Source organism: Paraburkholderia sp. J76, from assembly GCF_905220295.1.
Taxonomy (GTDB): Bacteria; Pseudomonadota; Gammaproteobacteria; order Burkholderiales; family Burkholderiaceae; genus Paraburkholderia.
The window spans coordinates 1-6,668 of record NZ_CAJMZJ010000034.1 but is presented as its reverse complement, the minus strand read 5'-3'; the positions used below and the strand labels follow the sequence as shown (position 1 = coordinate 6,668).

Here is a 6,668-nt window from a genome sequence, read left to right as displayed (position 1 = left end):
GAAAGGCATAACCGAGAAACATCAGTAGGCCAAAGTTTCTGCGAAGATTGCCGCGCCCGCATGGTTTCCCATGCAGACCGGGCCGCTGCGCGCGTAGCGAGCAGCGGGAACGGATTAGCGCTGTGTCACTGGCGGGAATGGTGCGAGGTGACAGACGCTCCGGAGCCACTGGCTAAAGTGGTGCGAGGTGAATGGTGACAGGCATTGGCGGTGTGAGCGGCTTTCTTTGCCTACTTTCTTTGCCGCCGCAAAGAAAGTAGGTGCCGCCCCGCACAGGGGCAACGCTGGCATACCACCGCGAAAACAAGTAAAGGCTAAAAAAAAACACTCAAACCACATCAACAAACCTCAACAACAACCTTACTAGCGGCACTACCATCGCCGACAGCAAGATAAGCACACTCAACTTCGGCGATCCCAAACCGCCGCGCATCGACCCGAGGCGCGAGTACCCCCGCCTCGACGAGCCGCGTCGCCTCGCCAAGCATGTCCCCATGACGCCTGCGATTCTTCCCGCTCAACAGCGGATAAAGCGTGAATACCCCCGAATACGTCGCCTCGCGAAACGACAGCGGTGCAAGCGCATGCGTACCCCACCCGAGCGCGCTCACCACATGCCCGAAGTGCCTGACCGCAGCGAACGAAGCATCGAGCGTTTTCCCACCCACGGTATCGACCACAAGATCGAAGCCCGCACCCGCCGTGTGCGCCTGAACATACTCCTCGACGCTCAGCGCCCCATAGTCAACAGGCGTCGCGCCTAATCGAGCGATCACATCCGCATTGCGCGCGCTTCCCGTCGCGAACACACTCGCGCCGAGCGCACGCGCAATCTGCACGGCCACGTGCCCGACGCCGCCCGCGCCGCCCTGAACCAGCACGCTCTGCCCCGCAGCCAGATGCGCACGATCGACGATACCCGACCACGCCGTAATGAACGCAAGCGGCAGCGCGGCGGCTTCGCGCATCGAAAGATTCGCGGGCTTGCGCGCAAGGAGATCCGCGTCGACGGCGGCGTACTCGGCCAGCGTGCCTTGAATGCCGCCCACGCCGCCCGTCATGCCGTACACCTCGTCGCCCGGCGCGAAACGCGTCACGCCCGCGCCTACTGCTTCGACCACGCCCGCCGTGTCGATGCCGAGCACGAGCGGCAGCGGATGCTTCGCATGATCGGCCTTGCCCGCGCGAATCTTCACATCGAGTGGATTAAGCCCCGCCGCATGAATGCGCACGAGCACCTCGCCCGTTTGCGGCTGCGGGCGATCGAGCGTCGCGAGTTCGAGAGGTCCATCGTATTGGCTGAGAACTAGCGCTTTCATTTTTGGTGTGTGTGGTCACGAGTTAGAGAGGATAACCAGGGAAAATCGGCTTAGCCCTTGTGCTTCAGCTTCGAGGCGGCGTCGCGCAGCGCAGTGCGTAGGCCTTCCTCCACCACCGGGTGATAAAACGGCATGGCCAGCATGTCGTCCACGCTCAGTTCCATCTGCACGCTCCACGCGAGCAGGTGGCCAATATGTTCCGCCGCCGGCCCGAACCATTCGGCGCCCACGAAGCGCCGTGTCGCGCGATCCACGTAGACGTGACCCAGGCCGTGGTTCTTCAGCATCACGCGGCTGCGTCCCTGGTCCTCGAAGCTCACGGCGCCCGTCACGAAGCTGTCCGCCGCCAGTTCGCGATATCGCTTGCCAGCCATGGCGATCTGCGGATCGGAGAAAACGATGGCGAGCGCCGCGCGGCGCGCAACGGGTTCGACCTCGGGAAAGCGCGCTGCATTACGGCCCGCTGCGCGGCCGTCGTCGGCGGCTTCGTGGAGCAACGGCCGCACGTCGTTCGCGTCGCCCGCTATAAATACCGGCGCGGCGCCGGCTTGCAGCGTGGCCGGGTCGAAGCGTGGCAAGCCATGCGCATCCAGCTCTAGCGAGGTATTCGCGAGGCCAAGGTTCGCCACGTCAGGGCGGCGGCCCGTTGCGGCAAGCACGTAATCAAACGTTGCTTCGGACTCCGTTCCATTGGCGCGAGCGTAACGCAGCGTCACGCCCGCATCGCTACGCGCCGCCGATACCACGCGTCCCTGTGTTTCGAAGTGCAGCTCCGCGCCGAATACGCGGTGAGCTTCGGCGATCAGAAGCGGGTCCGTGAACGGCCCCACGCTGCCATGCGAGCCGCCGTACAACGTAACCCGCACGCCAAGCCGCGCGAGCGCCTGGCCGATTTCCAGGCCGATCACGCCTGCACCGACCACGGCAACACTGCGCGGCAGGTCCTCCCACGCGAATACGTCGTCGTTGACGATAAGACGCTCGCCGAGTCCCGCGAGCGATGCGGGTATCGTCGGTATCGAGCCCGTGGCGATCACGATGCTTTTTGCGTGTACCCGCGTGTGTTCGCCCACCTGAACAAGTCCGTCGTCGATGAAGCGCGCATGCCCGACCAGGCGGTCCGCTTCCGGCAGCGCGAGCACGTCGTCGACGACGAAACCGACGAACCGGTCGCGCTCGCTGCGCACGCGGGCCATGACGGCCCGGCCGTCGATTTTCATGCCGAGCGGGTTCACGCCGAAGCGCGGCGCCATGCTCACCGCGTGCGCGGCTTCGGCCGCTGCAATCAGCAGCTTCGAGGGCATGCAGCCCACGCGCGCGCACGTCGTTCCATAGGCGCCGCCTTCGATGACAATTGCGCGCGCACCTTCCGCCTTCGAAGCGCGATAAGCGGAGAGCCCAGCCGTGCCGGCGCCGATGATAGCGACATCCGTTTGCAAGATTTGCATCGTGTTTCCTCAAAGGTTCATGCATTCGTTTCCATGACCCAGTGTAGGAGTTCCACGCGCGCGGGTGAATGTCGGCGCTGCTCAAGTTCATGCCCGATCGTCTCACGGCCGGAGAGGCGGCCCGTCGATCACTCGGGCATGTGCTGCGCGAGCCAATCGATCAGCACGCGCACCTTCGGGGGCAGGAAGCGGTTGGGCGGATAAAGCATCCACACGGGGCCGCTATAGGCGCGCGGCTCCAGCGACCACTCGGGCAGCACGCGCACGAGCAGGCCATCGCGCAGCGCGTCCGCCGCGGCGAATTCGGGCAGGCTCGCGATGCCCCAGTCCGCGAGCGCCGCATCGCGCCGCGCGCCCACGTCGTTGGCGATATAGCGGCCCTTCACCTCGACGGCTTGCGTTTGTGCGCCGCGCCGGAACGTCCAGCGATTGTCGTCGGGCGTTTCGCCGAGATAGAGGCAGTCGTGGCGAGCGAGGTCCTTCGGGTGCTTCGGCGTGCCGCGCGCACGCAGGTAGGCGGGGGAGGCGCACGGCATCCACTGCAGCGTGCCCAGCCGCCGCGCCGCGAGCCCCGGCGGCGGCGTGGGCGTGGGGCGAATCACGATGTCGACGCTGTCGCGCACCGGATCGACGTCGCGGTCGGTGAAGACGAGCTGCACCGCGACTTCCTCGTACGCGCGCAGAAAGCCGGAAATCAGCGGATGAATGACGCTTTGCGCGAACGAAATGGGCGCGCTGATGCTCACGCGGCCATGCGGACGGCCCGTAAGGCGGCTGGCGGCCTGCGCGGCGCTTGCGGCAGCTTCGACCATGTCCGCGCAGTGGCGGTAGACCTCGGCGCCCGATTCCGTGAGCCGCAGGCTGCGCGTGGAGCGTTCCAGAAGCCGCGTGCCGAGCGCGCGTTCGAGCCGCTGCATCTGGCGGCTCACCGTGGACGGCGTACTGCCGAGCTGGCGCGCCGCGAGCGAGAAATTACCGGCATCGACCACGCGGGCGAAGGTGGCGAGATCGGGCAGCACGGTTAGAAGGTCGGACGGGTTCATGGCGGCGTGAATTCATCTGTGCATCCGGAGCATAAATGATGTTCCGTTCAAGCGGATTATCGCGGCGAAAGCATTATCGGACAATGTGTTCCTGACCGACTCATCTGCAACCGCGCCCCATGAATGCCCTGACCCGTTCGTCCCGCACCGTCGATCTGCTGCTCGTTGCCGTCGCGCTCATCTGGGGCACGAGCTACGGCGTCGTGAAGGGCGCGCTGCTCGTGTACCCGGTGCTGGGCCTGCTCGCGCTGCGTTTTGGCATCACGTTCGCGCTGCTTTCTCCCGCGCTGCGCGGGCTGCGTCATGTGATGTGGCGCGACCGGCTCGGCGTGTTCGGCGCGGGCCTGTTGTTGCTCGGCATCTTTCTGGCCGAGACGTTTGGCGTGTCGCTCACGAACGCCTCGAATGCCGCGTTCCTCATCAGCCTGTGCGTCGTGCTTACGCCGCTCGTGGAGTGGGCGTGGCTCAAGCGCGCGCCGCGTCCCGTGGAATGGGTGGCGGCAGGCGTGTCGCTGCTTGGCGCGCTGCTCCTGACGGGCGGCCATGTCGCGGCGAGCCCCGGCGACCTGCTGGTCGTGCTGGCCGCGCTGCTGCGCGCGGTGACCACCTGCGCGGTCAAGCGCGTGATGAAGGCGGCCGCTGTGCCGCCGCTCACGGTGACGGCGGTGCAATCGGCCGTGGTTTCGATGGGTTGCGCGGCGCTCGCGCTGACTGTCGCGCCCGGTCAGTGGCAGCCGTTGCCGCCGTGGCACGGCCACGGCGTGTTCTGGGGCAGCGTGATCTATCTCGTGGCGGGCTGCACGCTGTTCGCCTTCTTCGTGCAGAACTACGCCGTAAGCCGCAGCAGCCCCACGCGAGTGGCATTGCTCATGGGCAGCGAGCCCGTGTTCGGCGCGCTCTTTGCGTGCGTGTGGCTGGGCGAACGACTGACGGTGCCCGCGTGGATCGGCGGCATGCTGATCGTTGCGGCAGCGCTTTTCGCGCTCAAGCGCGAGCCCCAGACCGACATGCAGGATGCGGTGAAAGCATAGGGCGCGTTCACCTCCGCAAAGCTGATATGCAATTGCGAATTAACTGGTAGGGGATCGGGACGCAGGCTGTTTCAATGGGCGATTGGACATTTGAACCCAATCAACGCCGCAGGAGAGAGCCTGACGATGGCAAAAGCCAGCAAACCCATATTGCTCAACGCGTTCAACATGAATTGCGTGGGGCACATCAATCACGGACTGTGGACGCACCCGCGCGACCGTTCGACCGACTACCGCACGCTCGCGTACTGGACGAATCTCGCGCGCACGCTGGAACGCGGGCTCTTCGACGGCCTTTTTCTCGCCGATATCGTGGGCGTGTACGACGTTTATCGGCGCGACGTGGACGTAACGTTACGCGAGTCAATCCAGTTGCCCGTGAACGACCCCACGCTCCTCGTGCCGGCGATGGCAGCGGTGACGGAGCATCTGGGCTTTGGCGTGACTGTGAACCTCACTTACGAGCAGCCGTATTTGCTGGCGCGGCGCTTTTCCACGCTCGATCACCTCACGCAAGGCCGCATTGGCTGGAACATCGTGACGGGCTATCTGGACAGCGCGGCGCGCGCCATGGGGCTCGAACAGCAATTGCCGCACGACGAACGCTACGACCGCGCGGACGAATACCTGGAAGTCCTCTATAAACTCTGGGAAGGTAGCTGGGAGGCTGACGCCGTGCGGCGCGACAAGGCCGCGCGTGTTTTCGCGGACCCAGCGAAACTGCATCGCGTGGAGCATGCCGGTCGCTACTATCGTGTGGATGGCTATCACCTTGCGGAGCCTTCGCCGCAGCGCACGCCAGTGCTGTTCCAGGCGGGCAGTTCGGGACGGGGGCAGCGCTTTGCCGCGCGTCACGCCGAATGCGTGTTCATTTCGCCGCCCAGCCGCGCGGCTGCGCGCGAGACGGTGCGGGCATTGCGCGAACAATTGGTGCAGGCCGGCCGCCGGCCCGACGACGTGAAGGTGTTCGTGGGCGCGGCGGTGGTGCCGGGCGCGACCGAGCGCGAAGCGCGTGAGAAGTATGCCGACTACCGCCAGTATGCGAGCCGCGAGGCGGGGCTGGCGCATTTCGCGTCGAGCACGGGCATCGATTACGCGCAATACGATCTCGATGCGCCGGTGGATTACACGCCGGGCAACGCGATCGAATCCGCCACGCGGACGGCGAAGCAGCATGGGTGGACGCGGCGCAAGCTGCTTGAGATGTTCGAACTCGGTGGGCGCTATCCGGCGATCGTTGGCAGTGCTTCGCAGGTGGCGGACGAATTGCTGGCGTGGATCGATGAGGCCGATGTGGATGGTTTCAATTTGAGCCGGACCGTGGTGCCCGAGAGCTATGAGGATTTTGTGGATCTCGTGGTGCCGGAGTTGCAGGCGCGCGGGCGCTATAAGACGCGGTATGCGGTGGGGACTTTGAGGGAGAAGTTGTTTGGGGAGGGGGGTTTTTTGCCGCAGCGGCATGCGGGGGCGGGGTATCGGCGGGTTGTTGATGTGGGTTGAGTGCTTTTTTAGCCTTTACTTGTTTTCGCGGTGGTCTGCAAGCGTTGCCCCTGTGCGGGGCGGCACCTACTTTCTTTGCAGCGGCAAAGAAAGTAGGCAAAGAAAGCCGCTCACACCGCCAGCGCCCGCCATTATTCATCTCTGGCCGTTCACGCCAGTGGCTCCGGAGCGTCTGTCACCTCGCACCATTCCCGCCAGTGACACAGCACTCATCCGTTCCCGCTGCTCGCTACGCGCGCAGCGGCCCGGTCTGCAAAGGAAACCGGTGGGCATGTCACGCCTTGGGGAGAAGTCAGGCATCCTGATTGCTTTCTGTTATGCCATTCG

Annotated in this window: 5 protein-coding genes; 2 read left to right on the top strand and 3 right to left on the bottom strand. The window is 65.0% G+C overall.

Annotated features, from left to right (window positions below; translation table 11 throughout):
* Positions 1-338: 338 nt before the first annotated feature.
* From U5768_RS31745 to U5768_RS31735, 3 genes are all read right to left on the bottom strand, one after another.
* A complete protein-coding gene (locus U5768_RS31745) occupies positions 339-1,319 on the bottom strand; it encodes a zinc-dependent alcohol dehydrogenase family protein (RefSeq protein WP_322034280.1) in 981 nt (326 codons plus the stop codon).
* A gap of 50 nt (positions 1,320-1,369) precedes the next feature.
* Complete coding sequence (locus U5768_RS31740; protein WP_322034279.1) at positions 1,370-2,767, bottom strand: dihydrolipoyl dehydrogenase; 1,398 nt, start codon at positions 2,765-2,767, stop codon at positions 1,370-1,372.
* A 128-nt stretch (positions 2,768-2,895) separates the two neighbouring features.
* Complete coding sequence (locus tag U5768_RS31735; protein WP_322034278.1) at positions 2,896-3,810, bottom strand: LysR family transcriptional regulator; 915 nt, start codon at positions 3,808-3,810, stop codon at positions 2,896-2,898.
* 119 nt (positions 3,811-3,929) lie between these two features.
* Here U5768_RS31735 and U5768_RS31730 point away from each other — a divergent pair, with 119 nt between their 5' ends.
* Both U5768_RS31730 and U5768_RS31725 read left to right on the top strand, forming a co-directional pair.
* Positions 3,930-4,841, top strand: coding sequence for a DMT family transporter (locus U5768_RS31730; RefSeq protein ID WP_322034277.1), 912 nt, complete (start codon positions 3,930-3,932; stop codon positions 4,839-4,841).
* A 126-nt stretch (positions 4,842-4,967) separates the two neighbouring features.
* The gene (locus U5768_RS31725; RefSeq protein ID WP_322034276.1) at positions 4,968-6,341 is read left to right on the top strand and encodes an LLM class flavin-dependent oxidoreductase; all 1,374 of its coding nucleotides are present in this window, start codon (positions 4,968-4,970) and stop codon (positions 6,339-6,341) included.
* Positions 6,342-6,668: the final 327 nt, after the last annotated feature.

Coding starts and splice junctions, on each gene's coding strand:
- U5768_RS31725 (WP_322034276.1), top strand. CDS start 4,968: ATGGCAAAAGCCAGCAAACCCATATTGCTCAACGCGTTCAACATGAAT.
- U5768_RS31730 (WP_322034277.1), top strand. CDS start 3,930: ATGAATGCCCTGACCCGTTCGTCCCGCACCGTCGATCTGCTGCTCGTT.
- U5768_RS31740 (WP_322034279.1), bottom strand. CDS start 2,767: ATGCAAATCTTGCAAACGGATGTCGCTATCATCGGCGCCGGCACGGCT.
- U5768_RS31745 (WP_322034280.1), bottom strand. CDS start 1,319: ATGAAAGCGCTAGTTCTCAGCCAATACGATGGACCTCTCGAACTCGCG.
- U5768_RS31735 (WP_322034278.1), bottom strand. CDS start 3,810: ATGAACCCGTCCGACCTTCTAACCGTGCTGCCCGATCTCGCCACCTTC.